Origin of the sequence: Staphylococcus sp. FSL K6-3157 (assembly GCF_038005145.1) — a bacterium.
GTDB classification, from domain to species: Bacteria; Bacillota; Bacilli; order Staphylococcales; family Staphylococcaceae; genus Staphylococcus; species Staphylococcus equorum.
Genome location: NZ_JBBOSM010000001.1, coordinates 2,075,779 through 2,092,607 on the forward strand (window position 1 = coordinate 2,075,779; position 16,829 = coordinate 2,092,607).

The following is a 16,829-nucleotide window of genomic DNA, read 5'->3' on the forward strand; positions in this document are numbered from 1 at the left end:
TGTATAAAAAAACACCCACCAATTGGCGAGCGTTTTATTGGGTTACTAAATCCTTTTTCAGCACAGCATTTATTTCTGATTCCCTGTTTATATCACTATTTAAACCAGATATATATTCTTTTTCTTTTTCCATGTTATCATCCAAAATAAAAGTTAAATTTTCATCATTTATCAAAGCATGAGCTATATATGATCTAATATTAAACATAGCTTGAGGAGATTTGTTTACAACTTTATAACCTATTTTTTTTCCAATTCGGTCTTTAACCATAAAATCTACAGTTATTTTGTCCTGATTTTTATTACCTTCAAACACATAAGATTTTTGTACAGTATTGAATTTTTTCACCAAATAATTATTTATATATTCTTTCTTCTCTGTTTCAGTCATTTTATTTTTAGATTCTTGGGTTGGATGTAGAATGTATCTAGTTGTATCTTTTATAAATACTTTGGCTTCGTCTAAACTATTGAAATTTCTAATTTGTATATTAGTGAATTTAAAATTATTCACATAAAATCTTGTGAATTCTTCTATATCTCCTTTAAAATTAAGAAAGTTTTCTCTAATTCCATTCAAAAACATTTTCGTGAAATCTGGATCAAGCTCTTCGTCAAAGTTAAAAAGTTTGTTTTTCTTTTGCATAAGATTAAATTTATTTTCATAATAGTTATTATTACTTTCAATTTGAAAAATAACGCCTACTGCGATGTTAGAAATCAAAAGGATATCTGGGTAATAATTGAAACTTGAGTATTTTACTTTATACATTTTCCTCACCTCACTAAATGTTTTTCTATTTCTTCTATTATATCATCAAATTCATTTTTATTTCTTTCAATAAACTCTTTCAATAATTTAATGTCTTGTTTTTCATGTCCATTTTTTATTTCATTCGGTATAGAGTTGATTATATCATCTATGTCAATATTCACTAATTTATTCTTAAATTCAAAACCTACTTGCCATATTTCTGCAGAATTAAAAGTTTTATTTTCTATTAGTAATTGATAATTTTCAGTATGAAAAATGCCATCAATCATTTCTTCTATTGCTGGGTTTCCCTTTTTTAAAACATCAAACCAAATACACTCACCTGGAAATATGTGCGTATAATCTAATGGGAATAGCTTTGCTCTTTTTCCTTTTTTAGGCATTTTTATTAATATATTCCCTTTATTTCTGTCGGTGTTAGAAATAAAAGAATCGAATATAATCAATTCAATTATATCTTTGTTGTCAATTGTATTAAGCATACCAGGTGTATCAATTGGTATAATAGAGTTTTCTAAAACTGTATATGTAAATACTTCCTTATCATAAAAACTTACATCGTTTGGTATGTGGTTTTTTGTTAAATTAGTTTCATATTGTGCGAATCCAAAATCTGGATGTAAGAAATCTAAACTCTCTGCTATATAATAGCCCATGGCTTCATTAAACAAGGCATAAAAACTTTCATTATTATTGATTGATTTAACTACTACGGCTAAAGAACCAATTCTTGCATAATATGGTGTTGTAGCCCCATTGCCCACCATACTTGTTATCTCGGTCAATTTTTCCACTTTATCCCCCACTTAATCAGCACAATTATATATATAATACACAATTTATAAAAAAAATAATAGACAGAACATAAAAGCGAACATAAAAAAAAGGGCAAGCGCATGACGACACTTACCCTTAGTATAATTATGACACCTTATCCAACAACTGATTTAACATCTGTCTAACTCTTTGTTCTTTCACACCAAATATACTGCCAGCCTTTTCAAAACTTACACCATTACTAAGCAACAAAAATAAATTATGTTCCTTTTCAGTCGCTACTCTTTCTATAACAGCTTCTAATTCATTAAAAAATATCACATCTTCAACATTGCTATTATCTATCTTATGAGTTTCTGCTTGATCGTTCACATTGAAAAAGTCATCAATACCAACATCTTCATCACATGAAACACTATTATCTTGTATCTTGTGGTAATTCAATATAAACTCTTTTACAGTTGCTTTATCGTACCTCATACGTAATCAATTGCTTCTGCAACTCTTTTTAACACGATGTCTTTTATGTGTCTTAATGTGAAATTGCTTACACCTATCACATCAGCGATAACTTCATCTGTGTAATTCTTATCATCCCACCACGTTAATTTTATAACCTGTTGTGTTTTAATTTCTGCCGAGTTATATACTTCTGTAATGCCCTTTACAATCGACTCTAGGTTCATATACTTCAATTCGTCCATATCACTAGGTTTATTCTTATAAGTATCAACCATGCTATGATAATTACGCATGTATTTTTCTAATATTGGATAATCTACTTTATCTAATCCTCTAATCACACAACCAACTCCTCATGCTCATTATTTAATGATTCTTTCACTTCTACTACAAAGTTTTGATATATAACTTCATTCTCTTTTACACGCTGTTCATTACGTTCTACACGCTTACTGTGGTGTATCTTATATAAATCTTCCTGTAACTTATCAATCGTTTTAATCGGCTTGTCGCTACCACTAGATTTAAAGTATCTCATCACTTCTTTTTGTTCCTTAGGCGTGTAATTTCTAATAAGTTTCTTCAATAAATTGAGTTTCTTGGTACTATTAATTTTAAAACGATTCAATTCATCCTTTTGGTCAGTTATCCATATAACTAATTTATCTAATGGATATGAAACTGTAATAACACCAGCTATTTCATCACACACTGTATGCGATGTATTAAGATGATACATTGCATTGATTTGTTCTTGTATTGCTCGAATCTTACTATTAATGAATTGTGGATTGTAATTAGTTAGCAACTCATATTCAGTAATTTTCATTTCTTCTTTATAACACAAAACTGATTTACAACGTTTTAATATCATAGTAGCCCTCCTAGACACTTTTAATGAAACAAATTTATTTATTAGTCGTCATCATCCATACCGAATATGTCAAAAACTGATTTTCCAGTCACCTTTTCTTTTGAAGGATCTAGTATTTTTAATCTTGATTCCACAGTTAGCCCTATCTTAGGCGCAATACTATTTAATTGTGATAGTGAATCCCTTTTAATAGCATGATTTTGATTAAGCTTTGTGCCACGTTCCGTTTCTATAATTGCACTTTCATTCTTCATTCGTATAGTTGCATTGATATAGTCTGAATACGCTGTGCAATATGCAGAAACAAGGGCTAAATCTAAACTTGCTATTGGTAATTCTTCTAGTAACGGGAATATTCTATGCCATTCCTTTGTAGCTGTATTATCTAACCATTCAGGTGGCTCTGGTTGTAATTTAGTAAGTTGTTTCAATGCTTCTTCTGTAGCTTGTTTTGTTTCCTGTGCTTCTGTAGTTAATCTAGACTTTTGGTGTGACAGTAACTTTCTTTGAGCCATTTTACTTCCCCTTTTCATATAATTTTTAGTATTTAACCTACGTAAAGCTTGTGAACTTTACACATTTTCGACTTTTATTTTCAACAATCGGTCAAGATTAAGAGTCAATCGATTTAAAAAGATTAAAAATATGGTGGGCGCCTATAGGATGCCTCCCTTTTTAATTACTCCTATTCAATTGGTAATATCCGTACTAATATGACGTGCATTTATTATTTACTAAGCCTTAATCACAGTGTTATAACATGCTCTGAAACAGGCTCTAAATGCCTTGTATGAAGTCTTGATATTAAGCATTTTATTGCTCTGTTTATCATGTATATTACTAGCTGCTTCAACTGTATTTAGATAAGCTATTACACTCGCTTTATGAGTACTTAACCAATCTATTCACATTGATATCGCTAAACTGTTATGACCTTTGTATTAGTTATCTATTTGCTATAAACCTATTAACACTATTAAGCATTTAACCTATTGAATAAGTATGAAGATACTTATTGTATTGATGTTCATGTTGAATGTTTATTTTTTTTTATTTTAATAATTTATTTTGAATTTAATTTTAAGTTGAAGAACAAAAACATTTTGTAATCATTTATCTTTTAAGTTTGTTCATCAAAGTTATTTAGTTAATCATTCTTCTTTTGATAATATAAATGAATTCATTATGATCTAATCATTCAATTGATTACATTTACTTATCTCATTATCATTATTGATTTACTCATTCTTTATCATCATTGAACTAATTACTTATTCATCATTCAATATATCTTCAATCATTATCTAACTTGAATACTTATCTTGTTAACATCACAACAACTTATAATCATTCTCTTGTTTTAACAATGTTCTACATCAATCTGTTAATCACACATCCATCACATGTTAGATATACTTAATGAATGTATGATCTATCAAACTGTATATGTCTGTATGAACTCTTGATATTAAAATAGACACCACCACAAGTTCAAGAACATGACAAGTGATGATGGCGTATAAAGGAAGAGTTTATCTGTATGCTGCTTTCAAGAACAAGCGATTAATTGATACCAGAAGAATTGACTGAATGATTTATAAAGCATTCAAGGTAGATTTCTACCTACTTACATTATACTACACAAACCATATTATAACAATACTATTTTATAAGTTATTTATTTTGTGTTGATAGATATTAATTCAACCTTATCAATGTTACCAATCGTTGTACCATCCATACCTAATGTACTGGCATAGCATTGTACTGATACTGAACGCTTATTCTTAGCTATGTCTACTAATTCTTTTAGCCCTTCACCTTTATCTTTCACCTTATCAACTTGAATACCAAAGCCTATAAATTCTTCTTTAATAACAGTAAGTACGCCAATATCTTGACTGTTAGCAACGAATGAACTTTCATTGTTATTCAACACAATATCTATTCCGTCAGAATCTTTAAAGTTTTTAAACGCTCTTCTTGTTATAGAACCGTTTTTATAATTCACATTAGAATTAGTTAATCCTTCTGATTTAGCAATGCCGACTTTCGAATCTGAATATAATGGTTTTAAAATTATAGTGTTTTTCTTTTCATCAAAACCTAATGCATAATTTTGTTCTAATGGACTTAATACTGTATAACTCATTTAAATTCCCCCTCTACCACTTTTGGTTTCCGTTATTGTATTCTGAATCTGCACGACTGTTAATATTAAATAATTTCTCTTTAAAAGTATTTGCTAAGATAGTTGGGTCTGTATCTGTTCTGAATGGATCATCAACTAAACTTGTGCTGCGTTGTAAACTCAATCTCCATTGATCTGGATTACTAATTGCGCTATTCATATAATTGCGTCTTGACGCTCTACGAATAGCTTCTACTTTGTTAGCTGCAATCTTTTCATATACTTCATATGCATCTTGCAATTTGTTATTGAAGTCTTGAATTAACTTACTATTTATATCGCTTAATTCTTTAACCTCTTTTTCATAAGTGCTGTTAAAGTCTTTAATATCTTTATCTAACAACTTATGATTATCATCTTCACTTTGCTCATGTAATGCCACAATCTCATTCTCAAGTTTCCCTTGTTCCTTTTTAAGTGATGCAATCATTGCAAAATCTTCTTCATTGCGATAGTGCGACATTTTAAAATCGAACTCTTTAAGTTTGTCAGTTACTTTAATTTTTTCTAACGCTACATATTTTTTATTCTCTACCTTTGGTTCAATTACCTTGTTGAATACTTCGATTGATTTTTCATTTACTTTAGCCATTTAAAAAACTCCTTATTGTTTAGTCATAAAATATTTGTATGTTTTAATTTCCTTACTTTGTTTCATATCATTAATACATTGTTTCACTTCTTCAATATCTTCATGCTTAGTTACATATCGCTTGATTACAGTATCTAAATAACTTTCTGATACATTACTTATATCGGTCGGTAATCTGGCAACAATTTGATTAACCACATCTCTATACCACATGTGCATATCCCCTTTAATAATATAGATATAAACAATCTTTAATATCTGTTAATGATTTGTAGCTATACAATTTCAATTGAACATCTTATTTTTAAAGTTGTTTAATACTACGCTTACTTATCGGATAAAACCAATTGAGATCGTCTGCACTCTTAGGCTTAAATCCAGCAAGTGCCATGACTTCTTTCATGTTCCCATTTGATATATAAAAGCCATAAGACTCACGTTCAAACATATGCTTTAAGTTATAACTAGAACAATTGTAATTAACTGATTTTATAGGTTCTAACTGTTTACACCACATTAATACTGTTTCAAGTTGCTGCATTGTCATATCGTTAAAATCAATTGCATTAAAACCTAAGTTGTTATCTAACATATACTCCTGCAATTCATCGTCGTTAAAGTTAAATACTTCACGTGGATATTCTGTAATCACACGATGACCTGTTTCGGTAGTTATTACTGTTCCATATCTATTGCCACTGTTGTATAGGTATCTCATTTTCTTTGTCCTCTATTCTTTTTTTGACTAGTTTGTTAAATCTAACGTTTCGAAAACGCTAGTATCTGATAACGGTACTTCATATAAAGACACTTCATTTTTTATACAATTTAAACATGCTGATTCTAAACTTTTACCTTCTGCCATTCTTGAAATTCCTTCACGTAACTGATCATAGTCATTTGCATGAATAGTCCCAAATGCCACCCTATAATTCGTTGTAAATTTCATCACCGTAAAGTGACCGTCATAATATTTGTCTGCATATGTCTTTAGTAAATCGAATTGTGTTAATTTCATTTTCATCATTCCTTTTTTATATTTTGTATTTAGTTCGTTACCAAAAACGCCATTTCATTCACACCGTTACCAGTTCATTACCACCTATTTTACTTACTGCCACAACAGTTTTAGTAGTTTACTGGTAATGAAAGAACGAAAATCAAGAAAAAACTTCTTATATATTAATCTCCTACTTTTTAGTTGTTTTATATATTAACTTCTTGAAAATTGAAATTCCATTACCAGTTTAGTCAACAAATACTGTCATAACAACACTTTAAAGGTGGTAACGAACGAAAACATTTCATTCACAGTAGTACAAAAAGTTGTGTTAAAACGTACTGTAAACCCTGTTATATCGACTTTAAATAGGTGTGAACGAAATTTCTATTTATACACCATTCCATTCACACTTTCATTCACACTACTTTTAAATTAGTATTTATATATGATTGCTTTTGTTCCCCATGTGGTAAAAGTGTAGGGTCAAAATATCCTACCTTTGCTTGTAAGTCATTCACTGAATAATATCTAGGTTTGTCTACCTTCCAAATTTTACCAAGATAGCGTTCAAAACTTTTACAGAATTTCCTTTCAGAAAGGGGTCTATAACCACTACGTTCACAGAAAACTTTATATTTATAATAGACAATCGTTTTAGGTACTTTATCAACTTTCCATTTATCAAACTCTGTGACTTTAAAATCATATACTGGGTCATTGTCTTGAACATATTCTTCTAATAATTCAGCTGATGCTCTAGGAACAATAAATTTGTTGAAATTTAAATTTATAGCTTTGTGAAGTACATATTCGAGCACCTTTTTATCAGCAAGATATTTTTCTTTGATATCTGGATTTTCTCTTTTACCGTTGAAATCTGCGTTAAACGGTACTATTAAAAGTCGCCTATTTGTACCACCAGTTTTGTTTTTAAATCTAGGCATGCCATTCGTTGACTGAATCACAGTAGTTCTGAAAACAGTTCGGTATGGTTGTTTATTCTTTATATTTACAAGCACGGGATCACCTGTAATAACACTGTTGAAGTTCGAGCTATCTTCAATATTTACGCCTACCGGCACATCATCGCCAATCACAAGTGTTTTACCTTCCAGCACGCCCAATTTAAACTCTTGGTCAAACTCATTAACTTTAAGACTTGCTACATTATCGAAACCGATTAAGTTAGTAAGCAACGTTTGATAAGTACCTTTAGCATTGTTTCCATCACCTACAAGAAATATTGCTTTCTTGCGTGTATAGTTTCCATTTAATGAATCATTAATAACTTGCCATAATAATGTGAATACTTCTCTATCACCACATGCAACTTCATCTAACCAGTTATCAAAACTCCAGCCATTAATTACTGGTGCTTTAGGATTATCAAAATAATTCGTTGAAATTTTAGTAGTAAATATATACTTTGGCGTAAAAGCTTCTAATTTCATAGTTTTTCTGTTAAACACACCGTTATTAACCGGTATTAAATGTGGTTCGTTTGTTTTGTCTACTACGTCTACCATATTAGTTAAATGATAAATAACTTCTAATGCCTTTTTCTCATTATGTCTAGGTTCTAACCAAGAAATAATACGTTTAATAATTGCAGTATTTTGTGTGTAAATACCTTTATCGCTTTGGTACATTGCAATTTTTGTATTTTCTTCTAAATCAAATATCACAAATTTTATTACATCATTAAGTAATACGGCACATCTATTTGAGCTAATCGTTTGTGGTGGTCTACCTGACGCTTCACCATTTTCTTTCGCCTTCTCAAATTCTGCTTTCATAAACGCTAATTCTTCTTTACGAATCAGTGATATCGTATATCTAAGTGATTGCCCTGTCCCTCTCGAATTAGGCTCATAAATTGTTTCTTGATTTGCTATTGCTGTATCTAGTTCATTATTCCCCCAAGTTGAATTACCACGAGTTTCATCCCACTTATCAGTAAGGTTGTTATACGTTAAAAATATACTTTCCATTTGCGTCTTATCTCTACCAGTATAAAATGCTAATACCCTTAACAAACTTTGCACTGCTTCACTAGGACTATCAAAAATACCTTCATACTCACCAGCAAGCAATTTTTTATATTTACTTTTTTTAGTCATCATTCTAACAATTTCATCATCTGTAAAAATACTGCTACCAGTTTTAGCAATTCTTATATTTTGCTTTTTAGGTTCTGCTTTAAAGAATCGTTCTACTAAATTATCAATCACACCTTGATCATCGCTAATTTCTGAACCTCCGATAGTGTAACCAGTAAATGTCATAAATCTGCTAGTATGATACAACTCTATATCTAAATCGGTACGCTTACTTTTCCTATTTTCTGGTAATGTACCTTTGAAAAAGCAATGTAAACCTGTGCCACTTGGACTTAATTCACAGTATGTGAGTTCTGTCATTTCAATTCCTAATTCTGTTTGTAACTGATGTGTTTCAGCATCTACAGCGTTGTCTATATCAAGACAAATATATTTACTTTCTTCACTTAATATAAAGCCAATACCTTCATATTGATTGCTACTATCATAAAGTGAATGAACATCATGGAAGTTACCCCACGTGCCCTTGTTTGTTGAGCTAGCTTTTACACAATTTACTTGATAAGGTACTTTTGTGTATTCTTGACGGCTTTCATTCCATTCAGCACGCCACAGTACCCATTGATCCAATTCTTTAAGCTCATTCGGTATTTCTAATTCATTCACATCTAGTATTGAATCTTTAGTTTTTATAGCCATCAAATCCCCCTCATGTTGTTTTTGTAGATACGTACCATTATTTTTGGTATAATAGAGATATAAATAATTTAATAAACTTTAAATTCTTAAGCGTTATCTGTTCCGTTTGCCGACATTACAGATGCGCTTTTTTCTTGCTTAATATTAGCTTGAATATCATCATGCATGTTCTCGATGTCTCTTCTAATCGCTAGTAATGTACTTTCAATTACATAATTTTGCTTAATGTTGTTATTAATCATTTGGTGTACGATTGGTTGATTGCTTTGCATTGCAAATTCTCTATCATCTTGTAACTCGGTTGTTTCTGTACTCACATAATCGATTATAGATTGTACCTTGTTTCTTAAATCTGCAAATTCAACACTTTCTTCTACTTTTTCTGAATAATTCATATTATTTACTCTCCTTTAATAATTGTTTTTTTATTTTTCTTTCATTAAAGCATTCTGATATTGCCCATGATATAGCTGCTAACGGCGTATATAAAGCTATACTATTAAACACATCATTTGTGATATATCCAGTTATAAATGACGTTACTGCGCTTCCTACAATTAAACTATTAAATAATTTCATATTATCTCTCCTTAAAATTTCATAATGTCCGTTATGATCCTACTGTTATTGAATTACTGAATAAATCATCGATAGGCATTTCATATAATTCAGATAAAATTTTTGCTTCTGGCAGTGTGAAATTCGCTTTACCTGATTCTTTTAACTGATAACGTTGAGCTGAAATGCTAAGTTTCTTTGCAATTGCTTTCTGCGTATCACCTTTCTCACGTCTTGCAATGTATAACATTGGATATGCTAAGTTTGTCATTTTGTTCCCTCCTTATACTTTTTCTTTTATTTCAAATATTTCTGACACATCAACTTCAAGTGCATTCGAAATTTTTATAGCCATTAAATCAGAAGGATTTGCTTTACCATTAATAATTTTATTTAAGTAAACGTAATCCATAGGTACATGTTCTGCTAATTGTTTAGCATTCCACCCTTTTTTGACTATTGAAAATTTAAATGCCATTCTTTTGATAGCAACACTCATTTTTTTCACCACCCAATTAACTAATTTACGTTAATTACGTAAGTTGCGTAACTAACTTAACCTAAATATACACTACTTTTACTTACGGTGCAAGCGTAACTTGTGTTAAAATTAATATTAAGAATTAAAAAGGAGTGATAAACCTTGTTATTAAAGGATTTATTAAAAGAATTAAGAGAATCAAGAGGTTTAAATAAACAAGAATTAGCAAATAAAGTTGATATTTCACGTTCTTATATATCAACTATTGAAAGTGGTAAGGTAGAAAAACCAACTAAAAAGACGTTAATAAAAATAGCTTATGCATTTGATCCTGAAGGTGAAGAAAATATTTATACTCAACTATTGGAATCTGCTGGATATGATAATAATGAGGCCAAAGAAGAATTTAAAAAATATATAACGGAATTAAATAGGAGTTTTAAAGAAAGTAATAAATTTGATGCTTCCGTTATTTCTGAAATGCGTTATCGTGTAAATAAGAAGGATAACTCTGTAGTTTTCTTAGATAAACCGTACATGAATTTAATGTGGTTAGTAGAACAAGAAGATTTCAATATATATTTAGGATATGAAGAAGATGAAGTATTAATTGACGATGATGGCAATACTTACGGTAAACCTTTGAAGTTAGATGAAGAAGATCAAAGAAGTTTAATGTCGCTTGTTGCAAATTTTCAAAGTAGTGTAATTTCAACAAAACAGATGTTAAAAACTAAAAGAGAAATGGACGAATTGATAAATGATTCTGCGGAGTATGACTTAATATTTGATTTACTAAACAAAAATATTAATAGTACATTTGATTTTGTAAACCGTTTAGCGAATATTGATAAAAATAGAGAAATATTTGATGTAACTGAATATCACGAAGAAATTAAAAAAGCTGTAGAAAAACAAGATGCTATAAAAATACAACGTCTTGTTAGAATTACTTCAATAAATGAATTAAACCGATATTTATCCGAACAAAAGTAGGTGAATCCCATGCAACACGACTTAAAGATATCCCACAATATATATAAAGATGCTAAACGTGGTACATATTATTTCCGTATCACATACTATGATAAGACGAATACTCGTCAGTTTATAACTCGTAAAGGGTTTAAGCAGCGTAAAGAAGCTGTAAAATCTTGTAACGCTTATATGGACGAAATAGAAGGCATAGGACAGATTAATAAATTGCCCTTTGATAAGCTAGTAGAGGAATATGTTGATTGGTATACAGCTAGACGCAAATCATCAAGTGTTAAAGCGTTAAAGACACATACCAACAATCATTTATTACCATTCTTTAAGTCAATGGACGTATTCAATATTGATACAAAAATGATAATGAAGTTTCAAACACAGAAATTAAAAGAAGGTCATTCAGGGGACTATTTAAAGAAGATGCATGTATTCTTAGTATCTTTATTGAACCATGCTATGAAGTATCATGATCTAGGGCGTAACGTTGCATCATTAGTAGGTAACTTTGAAATTGAGACTAAAAAGCGTTTAAACTATTGGACATTAGAACAATTCAATCAATTTTATGAAGCCTTGCCCAATATACAACAGAAGTTATTTTTCAAGCTATTATTCTATAGTGGCGCACGTAAAGGCGAGATTAGAGCACTCACATGGGAAGATATCAATTTTGACGATGATTATCTCCATATAAACAAAACGGACTATCACGGTGAAGTGACAGCCCCTAAGACGAAAGCAGCCACACGTGATATATACTTACCTACTCACATGATGGACGACTTACGAAATTATTTAACTTGGTATAAAGAGAATAACATTTTTAAAGATAATTATGTATTGTTTGGTACTTTCTTTAAGGCACTAAGTGAATCTACGATTGATAGATGGTTCACTGGTACATTAAAGGTATTAGATGATACCTTGCCAGATGGTGAAACTTTCCCACGTATCGTTATCCATGAGCTACGTCACAGTCACGCGTCTATGCTTGTGAATCATGGCGCTAGTCCTATGATAATAGCGCAACGATTAGGTCATTCATCTACAGAAGAAGTTACATCACGATATGGTCATTTGTACCCTAGTACACAGAAAGAAATAATTAAATACTTATAAAGGAGACTTTATGGAAACCTACGAAATAATAATATTAATATTTTCAATAGTAATTTCAATTATTGGAGGTGTTTCTTTAGTTATAACATCACTCTCTCAAGATATAATTATAAAACTGACAGAAAAAAATAAATTTTTTGCGACTAATAAAATTTTCGGTGTTCTATTACTTATTTTCCTCGTTTTTATGATAGAAATTATTATTTTGACTGATATGTCGGATAACCTAAAAGAATTTAATTTAAACCAAATATTTCAAAATACAACACAAACTTTACTTTTAATATTCACTTGTATGATTGTTAATTTTATGATTACTTTAGTTTGTACTGCAGTTTATGCTTCATTAAGCAATACGCGAGAAAAATATTATTATCTAACAAAAGAGGACTCTTTTAAAATTGGTATTACTTGTGAAAAATTAATTCTTTTACAAAAACAGAATGAATATTATATTTGCACACTTGATAAACTATATAATAGCAAAAGAATTTTCATCAAACTTTCTGAACTAGAAAAACACCAATTACATTATTATTACGAAGAGAACAATGAACTATTTAATATATACAAAAATTTAACTCCTAAATTCAAAAAAAGACCTTTTGTTACTTTATTTATTATATGCTTGGCTATTTTAATATTAAATATCTTTACATTTATATCTTTAGCAACAATAAGTAACTTAATAAATAATTCTTCTCAAACTTTACAATTATTTACAGTTGGTACCACTATTTTTATATTCATCTTTAATGTATATTTTCTTATTACAAATATTAAACATATAAAAAATAATAGGAAATAAATAACCAATCATTTTTCTATATGTGCATTTTCTGTGCACTATCTGTGCACCCAAAAATAAAAAGCCTTTAACCACTAAGGTTAAAGGCTCAAGGATGGAGACGGCGGGATTCGAACCCGCGTCCAGAGGTCCTGATACAGATCTTTCTACGTGTGTAGTCTATCATTGAGTTTCGCATAATGGTAAGTGATAGACGGCCATCATTATGCTAGTTTGATTAATCTCTTCTAGGCAGACTTCAAACGGCAGTGCCTAGCGTATCCTACTAAAGGTTGAATCGCGGTTAACGGCACATAGGAGATGCCGTTAGGCGATGCAGAGTGCTATTACGCAGCTACTGCGAAATTATTGTTTTCTTTGCCAGTTATTATAACTGTGTGTGTTAGTGACGGAGACAACCCTCCGACACGCTTAACCTGCTCATGGTACCCCTGTCGAATCCAAAAACGCCCCCTAAATAGTATAAAATGCACTTCCTGTCCACTTCACGCTTATCGCTCAGCTTTTTAGAAAGCACATATTATATTACCAAAGATTAGGGTCTTTGGCAATATATCCGCTTAATAACGGTCTTTCATCGCTCTATCCATGTCACGTTTTACTGCTTTATCTTTCAATGCTTGTCGCTTATCGTAATTTTTCTTACCACGTGCAACACCTAGCAATACTTTACAGTGTCCATGTTTTAAATAGAGTTTCAATGGCACAATCGAATAACCTACTTCTCTCGTACGCTCACCTAATTTTTCAATTTGACGTTTGTGCAATAAAAGTTTACGCGAACGGCGAGGATCATGGTTAAAGCGATTACCTTCTTCGTACGGAGCAATATGCATATTATTAAGATACATTTCACCGCGATTAACTTGCGCATAACTATCTTTAAGATTGGCACTGCCACGACGAATTGACTTAATCTCAGTCCCTTGTAACACAATGCCCGCTTCAATCGTATCTTCAATGACGTAATCATGTCTGGCTTTACGATTTTCAGCTAGTGTTCCTGGTGATTTTTTCTTTGGCATTGAGTTTCACCTCTTTGTTGAGTTATTTTTTCTTCTTACGTGCTTTATTCTTCACATTTTTATCTTTATAAAACGGTTTGTGTTTTGTATTACCACTATTTGATTTATCGTTGTTACGTTGATTTTTACCTCGACGTTGTTTGTGTTTCGTTTTACCTTTGCTGTCACCTTTAGACTTATCTGATGATTGGCCACGAGGATTAGCTTGGATTGTCTTACCACGTGAAGGTCTTTGACTGCGTTCATTTTTAGGTAATGGCATACCAACGATTTGGAAATCGATCATGCGCTCATCTACGTCCACGTTGATGACTTTAATTTGAACTGGGTCGCCTATACGGAACACTTTAGCCTGACGTTCACCAATCATTGCCATTTGACGTTCATCGAAATGGTAAAAATCGTCTGTCATATTCGAAACGTGTACCATGCCTTCAATCGTATTTGGTAATTCCACAAACATACCAAAATTAGCAACTGAACTTATAATACCTTCGAATTCTTCGCCAACATGTTGTACCATATATTCTGATTTTTTAAGTTCATCTGTATCACGTTCTGCTTCAATCGCTCTACGTTCTCTTTGAGATGTATGATCAGCAATTTCTGGTAACAGTGCTTCCCATTTTGACTTCTCTTTATTGTTCATAGATTGTTCTACAATATATTTACGTATTAATCTATGTACGATTAAATCAGGATATCTACGTATTGGTGACGTGAAATGTGTATAGTATTCAGCTGATAAGCCAAAGTGTCCTAAATTTACATCATCATAACGTGCTTGTTGCATTGAACGTAACATCATTGTTGAGATAACCATTTGTTCTGGTTGACCTTCAACTTCTTGTTGAATCTTTTGTAATGTTGAAGGATGGATTTCTTCTCCTGTACCTTGAATCATTAGTCCAAAATTCGTAATAAAATCAAAGAACTTGCGTAAACGTTCTGATTTAGGTTGTTCGTGAACACGATATATGAATGGTACTTCTAAGTGATCGAAGTGTTCTGCAATCGTTTCATTTGCTGCAAGCATAAATGACTCGATTAAGCGTTCTCCTTCTCCACGTTTTCTTAATTCTACATCTGTTGGGATTCCTTCTTCATTAACGATTACTTTTGCTTCACTAATATCGAAGTCGATTTCTCCACGACGTCTTCTCATGTTAACTAAGCGTTGTGATAGATCTTGTGCTAAGTCTAACATTGGCGTGACTTCACTGAATTTTTCACGTGTGTCTGCATTTTGATCTGTAATGATTTCATTCACTTCATCATATGTCATACGATAATTTGAATGTATCACACTATCAAAAATCTCATGCTTAACGACTTCTCCACGTTCATTAAATTCCATGCGACAGCTTAATGTTAAGCGATCAACGTCTGGATTTAAAGAACAAATACCGTTACTTAAGCGGTGTGGAATCATAGGAATCACACGGTCAACTAAATAGACACTTGTAGCTCGACTATATGCTTCTTCATCTAAGGCTGATCCTTCAGTGACATAATAACTAACGTCAGCGATACTGACTGTCAATTGCGTATGACCATTGCTTAGCTTTTTAATACCAATTGCATCATCTAAATCTTTTGCATCCGCGCCATCAATTGTAATTGTAAGTTCATCACGTAAATCGCGACGACCTTCAATTTGTGATGGTTCAATTTCATCCGGCACTGCTTCAGCTTCTGCTAAAACATTGTCTGGAAATTCAATTTCAATGCCATGTTGATAGATGATTGATAATATATCTACCCCAGGATCGTTTTTATGGCCTAATATAGCCGAAACTTGTCCTTCTGGATTATTTGTACCATCTGCGTACTTCGTGATCTGTACAAGTACTTTATGGCCGTCTACAGCACCTAAGTTATGTCCTTTAGCGATAAAGATGTCTTGCATAATACGTTTATCATCTGGTAATACAAAACCGAAATGGCGTGCTTCGCTAAACGTACCAACCACTTGTGTGACTGAATGCGTTTCTATCGATTTCACTTCGCCTTCTAGCTTACCTTTATGTTCACCTTTTGAATTTTGTACTTCTACTAGGACCGTGTCACCGTCCATGGCTCTATTAATTTTTGTAGGTGGAATAAAGATATCATCCATTTCACCTTCTTCTGGACGTAAGAATGCAAAGCCTTTTTTATTCTGGCTTAGTTTACCCTTCACCAATTTTGATTGTTGGGATTTGTTAGATTCCTTGCGTTGATATCTATCTGTTTTTGTACGTTGAATTAAACCTGTTTGTTCTAATTCAACAAGCACCTTAATTAAGTCTCTAAATGAGTCGGCACTATTTAAACCTAATGCGTCTTGAAAATCAGATACAGACATGGGTTCATAATCTGGTTGTTTAATAATTTCTTCAATGGCTGGTTTTAAATTCATTATGCCCCTCC

21 protein-coding genes and 1 other RNA gene are annotated in these 16,829 nt (G+C 31.5%); 3 read left to right on the forward strand and 19 right to left on the reverse strand.

The genetic code is table 11. The annotated features are described in order from the left end of the window. Positions 1-34: 34 nt before the first annotated feature. The 16 genes from MHB47_RS10025 to MHB47_RS10100 all read right to left on the reverse strand — a co-directional run bounded on the left by MHB47_RS10025 (position 35) and on the right by MHB47_RS10100 (position 10,490). Positions 35-772, reverse strand: coding sequence for a hypothetical protein (locus MHB47_RS10025; RefSeq protein ID WP_340756476.1), 738 nt, complete (start codon positions 770-772; stop codon positions 35-37). A gap of 5 nt (positions 773-777) precedes the next feature. After that, complete coding sequence (locus MHB47_RS10030; RefSeq protein WP_340756478.1) at positions 778-1,569, reverse strand: HipA family kinase; 792 nt, start codon at positions 1,567-1,569, stop codon at positions 778-780. Positions 1,570-1,696: 127 nt separating this feature from the next. After that, complete coding sequence (locus MHB47_RS10035) at positions 1,697-2,032, reverse strand: sigma-70 family RNA polymerase sigma factor (protein ID WP_340756481.1); 336 nt, start codon at positions 2,030-2,032, stop codon at positions 1,697-1,699. Next, the gene (locus MHB47_RS10040) at positions 2,029-2,355 is read right to left on the reverse strand and encodes a hypothetical protein (RefSeq protein WP_340756482.1); all 327 of its coding nucleotides are present in this window, start codon (positions 2,353-2,355) and stop codon (positions 2,029-2,031) included. Before MHB47_RS10040 ends, MHB47_RS10035 begins: the two co-directional genes overlap by 4 nt. Beyond that, positions 2,352-2,888, reverse strand: a complete 537-nt coding sequence (locus MHB47_RS10045) for a pathogenicity island protein (protein ID WP_340756484.1) — start codon at positions 2,886-2,888, stop codon at positions 2,352-2,354. The genes MHB47_RS10040 and MHB47_RS10045 overlap by 4 nt, the downstream gene beginning before the upstream one ends. 41 nt (positions 2,889-2,929) lie before the next feature. After that, positions 2,930-3,403, reverse strand: a complete 474-nt coding sequence (locus MHB47_RS10050) for a phage terminase small subunit P27 family (protein WP_340756486.1) — start codon at positions 3,401-3,403, stop codon at positions 2,930-2,932. Positions 3,404-4,566: 1,163 nt separating this feature from the next. Next, positions 4,567-5,040, reverse strand: a complete 474-nt coding sequence (locus MHB47_RS10055) for a hypothetical protein (RefSeq protein ID WP_340756488.1) — start codon at positions 5,038-5,040, stop codon at positions 4,567-4,569. Positions 5,041-5,053: 13 nt separating this feature from the next. Continuing rightward, a complete protein-coding gene (locus tag MHB47_RS10060; protein ID WP_340756490.1) occupies positions 5,054-5,671 on the reverse strand; it encodes a hypothetical protein in 618 nt (205 codons plus the stop codon). A gap of 12 nt (positions 5,672-5,683) precedes the next feature. Further along, positions 5,684-5,884 (reverse strand): hypothetical protein, encoded by a 201-nt coding sequence (locus MHB47_RS10065; protein ID WP_340756492.1) that lies wholly within the window; start codon positions 5,882-5,884, stop codon positions 5,684-5,686. Between the two features lie 91 nt (positions 5,885-5,975). Beyond that, positions 5,976-6,389 (reverse strand): hypothetical protein, encoded by a 414-nt coding sequence (locus MHB47_RS10070; RefSeq protein ID WP_340756494.1) that lies wholly within the window; start codon positions 6,387-6,389, stop codon positions 5,976-5,978. A gap of 27 nt (positions 6,390-6,416) precedes the next feature. Further along, positions 6,417-6,698: a hypothetical protein gene (locus MHB47_RS10075; protein WP_340756496.1), complete on the reverse strand. Its 282-nt coding sequence runs from the start codon at positions 6,696-6,698 to the stop codon at positions 6,417-6,419. 392 nt (positions 6,699-7,090) lie between these two features. Beyond that, complete coding sequence (locus tag MHB47_RS10080; RefSeq protein ID WP_340756498.1) at positions 7,091-9,433, reverse strand: phage/plasmid primase, P4 family; 2,343 nt, start codon at positions 9,431-9,433, stop codon at positions 7,091-7,093. 86 nt (positions 9,434-9,519) lie between these two features. Next, positions 9,520-9,828 (reverse strand): hypothetical protein, encoded by a 309-nt coding sequence (locus MHB47_RS10085; protein WP_340756500.1) that lies wholly within the window; start codon positions 9,826-9,828, stop codon positions 9,520-9,522. Position 9,829: 1 nt separating this feature from the next. Beyond that, positions 9,830-10,012 carry a hypothetical protein gene (locus MHB47_RS10090; protein WP_340756501.1) on the reverse strand — a complete coding sequence of 61 codons (183 nt, stop codon included), beginning with the start codon at positions 10,010-10,012 and terminating at the stop codon, positions 9,830-9,832. A gap of 31 nt (positions 10,013-10,043) precedes the next feature. Beyond that, a complete protein-coding gene (locus MHB47_RS10095) occupies positions 10,044-10,262 on the reverse strand; it encodes a helix-turn-helix transcriptional regulator (RefSeq protein WP_340756502.1) in 219 nt (72 codons plus the stop codon). 12 nt (positions 10,263-10,274) lie between these two features. Next, a complete protein-coding gene (locus tag MHB47_RS10100; RefSeq protein WP_239232046.1) occupies positions 10,275-10,490 on the reverse strand; it encodes a helix-turn-helix domain-containing protein in 216 nt (71 codons plus the stop codon). Between the two features lie 144 nt (positions 10,491-10,634). Here MHB47_RS10100 and MHB47_RS10105 point away from each other — a divergent pair, with 144 nt between their 5' ends. The 3 genes from MHB47_RS10105 to MHB47_RS10115 are packed head-to-tail and all read left to right on the forward strand — an operon-like array spanning position 10,635 to position 13,392. After that, complete coding sequence (locus MHB47_RS10105; RefSeq protein WP_340756506.1) at positions 10,635-11,468, forward strand: helix-turn-helix transcriptional regulator; 834 nt, start codon at positions 10,635-10,637, stop codon at positions 11,466-11,468. Positions 11,469-11,477: 9 nt separating this feature from the next. Beyond that, entirely contained in the window at positions 11,478-12,584 is a 1,107-nt protein-coding gene (locus MHB47_RS10110) for a site-specific integrase (protein WP_340756508.1), read from the forward strand. 10 nt (positions 12,585-12,594) lie between these two features. Then, a complete protein-coding gene (locus MHB47_RS10115) occupies positions 12,595-13,392 on the forward strand; it encodes a hypothetical protein (protein WP_340756509.1) in 798 nt (265 codons plus the stop codon). 92 nt (positions 13,393-13,484) lie between these two features. Here the strand turns inward: MHB47_RS10115 and ssrA are convergent. From ssrA to rnr, 3 genes are all read right to left on the reverse strand, one after another. Continuing rightward, positions 13,485-13,846: a transfer-messenger RNA gene (gene ssrA / locus MHB47_RS10120) on the reverse strand. Positions 13,847-13,952: 106 nt separating this feature from the next. Next, positions 13,953-14,417, reverse strand: coding sequence for an SsrA-binding protein SmpB (smpB, locus tag MHB47_RS10125; protein ID WP_002508246.1), 465 nt, complete (start codon positions 14,415-14,417; stop codon positions 13,953-13,955). A gap of 22 nt (positions 14,418-14,439) precedes the next feature. Then, a complete protein-coding gene (gene rnr / locus MHB47_RS10130) occupies positions 14,440-16,818 on the reverse strand; it encodes a ribonuclease R (protein WP_002512179.1) in 2,379 nt (792 codons plus the stop codon). Positions 16,819-16,829 lie beyond the last annotated feature (11 nt).

Bases quoted from the DNA above. Each gene is read 5' to 3' on its own strand.
- rnr (WP_002512179.1), bottom strand. From the start codon at position 16,818: ATGAATTTAAAACCAGCCATTGAAGAAATTATTAAACAACCAGATTAT.
- MHB47_RS10035 (WP_340756481.1), bottom strand. From the start codon at position 2,032: ATGAGGTACGATAAAGCAACTGTAAAAGAGTTTATATTGAATTACCAC.
- MHB47_RS10085 (WP_340756500.1), bottom strand. From the start codon at position 9,828: ATGAATTATTCAGAAAAAGTAGAAGAAAGTGTTGAATTTGCAGATTTA.
- MHB47_RS10115 (WP_340756509.1), top strand. From the start codon at position 12,595: ATGGAAACCTACGAAATAATAATATTAATATTTTCAATAGTAATTTCA.
- smpB (WP_002508246.1), bottom strand. From the start codon at position 14,417: ATGCCAAAGAAAAAATCACCAGGAACACTAGCTGAAAATCGTAAAGCC.
- MHB47_RS10070 (WP_340756494.1), bottom strand. From the start codon at position 6,389: ATGAGATACCTATACAACAGTGGCAATAGATATGGAACAGTAATAACT.
- MHB47_RS10055 (WP_340756488.1), bottom strand. From the start codon at position 5,040: ATGAGTTATACAGTATTAAGTCCATTAGAACAAAATTATGCATTAGGT.
- MHB47_RS10065 (WP_340756492.1), bottom strand. From the start codon at position 5,884: ATGTGGTATAGAGATGTGGTTAATCAAATTGTTGCCAGATTACCGACC.
- MHB47_RS10090 (WP_340756501.1), bottom strand. From the start codon at position 10,012: ATGAAATTATTTAATAGTTTAATTGTAGGAAGCGCAGTAACGTCATTT.
- MHB47_RS10100 (WP_239232046.1), bottom strand. From the start codon at position 10,490: ATGAGTGTTGCTATCAAAAGAATGGCATTTAAATTTTCAATAGTCAAA.
- MHB47_RS10080 (WP_340756498.1), bottom strand. From the start codon at position 9,433: ATGGCTATAAAAACTAAAGATTCAATACTAGATGTGAATGAATTAGAA.
- MHB47_RS10095 (WP_340756502.1), bottom strand. From the start codon at position 10,262: ATGACAAACTTAGCATATCCAATGTTATACATTGCAAGACGTGAGAAA.
- MHB47_RS10025 (WP_340756476.1), bottom strand. From the start codon at position 772: ATGTATAAAGTAAAATACTCAAGTTTCAATTATTACCCAGATATCCTT.
- MHB47_RS10060 (WP_340756490.1), bottom strand. From the start codon at position 5,671: ATGGCTAAAGTAAATGAAAAATCAATCGAAGTATTCAACAAGGTAATT.
- MHB47_RS10050 (WP_340756486.1), bottom strand. From the start codon at position 3,403: ATGGCTCAAAGAAAGTTACTGTCACACCAAAAGTCTAGATTAACTACA.
- MHB47_RS10045 (WP_340756484.1), bottom strand. From the start codon at position 2,888: ATGATATTAAAACGTTGTAAATCAGTTTTGTGTTATAAAGAAGAAATG.
- MHB47_RS10075 (WP_340756496.1), bottom strand. From the start codon at position 6,698: ATGATGAAAATGAAATTAACACAATTCGATTTACTAAAGACATATGCA.
- MHB47_RS10110 (WP_340756508.1), top strand. From the start codon at position 11,478: ATGCAACACGACTTAAAGATATCCCACAATATATATAAAGATGCTAAA.